The organism is Streptomyces spiramenti, assembly GCF_012034385.1.
GTDB classification, from domain to species: Bacteria; Actinomycetota; Actinomycetes; order Streptomycetales; family Streptomycetaceae; genus Streptomyces; species Streptomyces spiramenti.
Map to the genome: position 1 here is coordinate 1 of NZ_JAAVJB010000341.1, position 3948 is coordinate 3948.

General features: G+C 76.8%; 2 protein-coding genes. Both read left to right on the forward strand.

Features of this window, described 5'->3' with window-relative positions:
- The first annotated feature begins 49 nt into the window (after nt 1-49).
- Nucleotides 50-1681 (forward strand): amidohydrolase, encoded by a 1632-nt coding sequence (locus tag HCJ92_RS22840; RefSeq protein ID WP_167935504.1) that lies wholly within the window; start codon nt 50-52, stop codon nt 1679-1681.
- A 539-nt stretch (nt 1682-2220) separates the two neighbouring features.
- Nucleotides 2221-3948, forward strand: a 1728-nt coding sequence (gene lnt, locus HCJ92_RS22845) for an apolipoprotein N-acyltransferase (protein ID WP_167935505.1), incomplete at its 3' end; no start/stop codon positions are given.

A 3948-nucleotide genomic window follows, 5' to 3' on the forward strand; every position in this document is an offset into this window, starting at 1 on the left:
CGCCCACCCCGCGGCGGGCCCGGGGCCGGGCGCAGGCCAGACTTGCCGCATGACCGTCCCCATCGCACCCCGCCCCACCACGCTGCTGCGCGGCGGCACCGTCCACTCCCCGGCCGACCCCTTCGCGACCGCCATGGTCGTCGAGGGTGACCGCGTCGCCTGGGTCGGCTCCGAGAGCGCCGCCGAGTCCTTCGCGGACGGCGCCGACGAGATCGTCGAACTGGACGGCGCGCTGGTCACCCCCGCCTTCACGGACGCCCACGTCCACACCACCGCCACCGGCCTCGCTCTCACCGGCCTCGACCTGACCGCCGCCACCGACCCCGCGCAGGCGCTGGCGGCGGTCGCCGCCCACAACCGGGCCCGTCCCACCGACCGCGTCGTCCTGGGCCACGGCTGGGACTCGGCCGCCTGGCCCGGCGGCGTCGTCCCCACCCGCGCCGAGCTCGACGCCGCCGCGGACGGGCGCCCCGTGTACCTCACCCGTGTCGACGTCCACTCGGCGCTTGCCTCGACCGCCCTGCTCGACCTGGTCCCCGGCGTCACCGCCATGTCCGGCTACCACCCCGACGGGCCGCTCACCGGCGACGCCCACCACGCGGTGCGCACCGCCGCCCACGACACCGTCACGGCCGAGCAGCGCACCCATGCGCAGCGGGCCGCGCTGCGGCACGCCGCCTCCCTCGGCATCGGGGCGCTCCACGAGTGCGCCGGGCCCCTCATCAGCGGGGAGGACGACTTCACCGGACTGCTCGCCCTCGCCGAAAGGGAGAGCGGCCCCCGCGTCTTCGGCTACTGGGGGGAGGCCGTCACCAGCACCCGCCAACTGGAGCGGGTGCGCGACCTCGGCGCGGTGGGTGCCGCGGGCGACCTCTTCGTGGACGGCTCCCTCGGCTCCCACACCGCCCACCTCCACGCCCCCTACGACGACGCCGACCACACCGGCCTGGCCCACATCGACACCGCCGCCGTGACCGCCCACGTCATCGCCTGCACCGAGGCCGGGGTCCAGGCCGGGTTCCACGCCATCGGCGACGCGGCGCTGACCGCGGTGACCGACGGGGTCCGCGCCGCGGCGGAGCACGTCGGCATCGACCGGGTGAGGGCGGCGCGCCACCGCATCGAGCACGCCGCGCTCCTCACCGACGAGACCCTCGCCGCCTTCGCCGACCTGGCGCTGACGGCCTCCGTCCAGCCCGCGTTCGACGCCGCCTGGGGAGGTCCCGACGGGATGTACGCCTCCCGGCTCGGTGCCGAGCGGGCGGGCCGCCTCCACCCCTTCGCCGCCCTCCTGCGGGCCGGTGTCCCGCTGGCGCTGGGCTCCGACGCGCCCGTCACCCCCCTCGACCCCTGGGGCACGCTGCGCGCCGCCGCGTTCCACCGCACCCCCGAGCACCGCATCTCCGTCCGTGCCGCGTTCGCCGCCCACACCCGCGGCGGGTGGCGCGCCCTCGGACGCGACGGAGAGGGCACGCTGGTGCCGGGCGCCGTGGCCGACTACGCGATCTGGCGCGCCGGCGGCCTCGTGGTCCAGACCGCCGACGAGCGGGTCACCCGCTGGTCGACCGACCCGCGGTCCGGCACCCCCGGCCTGCCCGACCTGACCCCCGGCGAGGCCCTTCCGGAGTGCCTGCGCACCGTCGTCGGTGGCCGCACCGTGCACGATCGACTGAACGGGTGATCTCTGGCCAGGGGATACGCCGAACGACGTCGCCCCGGCGTGGCGCGCTCTCGTGATCGCTCGTCACTGACCAGGGGTTTCGGTCGGAAAGCCGAGGTCACACGGGTGTTGACAGGCGGCGGTGATCCAGCGGTAGGTTCGGCCGGGTCCACCACAGGACGTTCGGCCGGACCCGCCGCGGCGTGGTCGTGGAGCGCCGCTGGGCCAGGGGACGCGCCGCCGGGAGGCGGCTCGTCGCTGGCAGCCAGGCCCAGCGCCCGCGGCACCGCAGCGACGGCCCTGCTCCGGCCGGCGGGTGGGACACGGACGAGGCCCGGACGCCCAGTAGACAACGGCTCACGGCCGGCCCGCAGCCAGCGGGCCCCGGGCCGGCCCGAAGGGCGCCGGGCCTCCATCCGCGGGCAGGGCCCCGCCCTCGGCGGCGGCGCCCCGGGGGCGCCCGGGCGGCATCGCCCACCTGTGGCACCGCCCGTCGCCGCGGCGGGGGTTCACGGTACGGTCGACGCAGTACCGCTTGATCCCCCAGGGAGGGCCACGACGTGGCATCGGGCCAGGAATCCGCCACCGCCGCGCACCGCGCCGCAGCCCCCGACACCGGCACGCCCGCAGCGGGCGGTGACGACGGCGTGAGCACCGGTGGTCCCGGGCGCCTCGCCGCGTGGTCGCGCGGGGCGCTGCCGCGCACCCTCCTGGCCGTGGTCGCGGGACTGGCGCTGGCCGCGGCCTTCCCGCCCTACGGCCTCTGGCCGCTCTCGGTCCTCGCCGTGGCGGCGCTCAGCGCCCTCACCCACCGGCGCACCGCCCGCCAGGGCGCCTGGACGGGCCTGGCCATGGGCCTCGCCTTCTTCCTCGGCCTCCTGAAGTGGCTCAACGTCATCGGCTGGGACGCCGTCATCGGGCTCTCCCTGCTCCAGGCGTTCTTCTTCGTCCCGCTCGGCGCGGCCCTGGCGCTCACCTCGCGACTGCCGCTGTGGCCGCTGTGGGCGGCCTGCCTGTGGGTGGCCGAGGAGTGGGCCCGCGACCGGGTCCCGCTCGGCGGCTTCCCCTGGGGCCGACTCGCCTTCGCCAACACCGACACTCCCTTCACGCCGCTCGCCGCCCTCGGCGGGGCCCCGCTCGTCACCTTCGCGGTCGCCCTCACCGGCGCCCTGGCCGCCTGCGCCTGCCTCCGCGCGTGGCGCATCCGGCGCTCCCTCGTCTGCCGCGCCGCGCTGCCCGCCGCCGGAGCGGCGGGGCTGGCGGCGGTCACGGTGCTGGCCGGATCCGCCGTACCCGTCCGCACCGACGCCGACGAGACCGTGCGGATCGCGGTGGTCCAGGGCAACGTGCAGCAGCCGGGCATGGACTTCCTCGGCCGCCCGATGCTCATCCTCAACAACCACGTCGAGGCGACCCTGCAACTGGCGGAGGACGTCCGCTCCGGACGCGAGGAACAGCCGGACCTGGTCATCTGGCCGGAGAACGCCTCCGACCTCGACCCGCACCGCTACCCCGATGCCTACCAGGCGATCGACCGGGCGGCCCGCGCCGTGGGGGTGCCGATCCTCGTCGGCGCGCTGGTCGACCACCCCACCCGAGAGGGGTACGTCGAGAACCAGGGGATCGTCTGGGACCCGCGGACCGGCCCCGGGGACTCCTACACCAAGCAGCACCCGGTGCCCTTCGGCGAGTACGTCCCCTACCGCGACGTCCTGAGCCGCTTCATCACCCGCCTGGAGCGCGTGCCGCGCGACTTCTGGCCCGGCGAGACCACGGGCGTGCTCGACGTCGGCCCCGCGCGGCTGGGCGACGTCATCTGCTTCGAGGTCGCCTACGACGGCATCGTCCGCGACACCGTCAACGACGGCGCCCGCGCCCTGGTGATCCAGACCAACAACGCGACCTACGGCCGCACCGGCCAGCCCGAGCAGCAGCTGGCCATGTCCTCGCTCCGCGCCGTCGAACACGGCAGGGCGGTCGTCACCGCCGCGCCCAGCGGCATCAGCGCCATCGTGGCGCCCGACGGGACCGTCGAGCAGCGCACCGAAGAGTTCACCCAGGACGTCCTCATCGGGGAGCTCCCGCTGCGCGACGCGCGGACCGTCGCCTCCCGGGTCGGCGCCGCGCCCGAGTGGGGACTCGCCCTCGGCGGCCTGGTCGCCTGGGGCTGGGCGATCGCCCGCAACCGCCGTCTCCGCCGCGCGGACTCACCCGGCACCGCGCCGGGCCCCTGCGGGCCGGGCGGGCCCGCGGGCGGGGGACCGGGGTCCGACGGGCGAGGTGCGCGG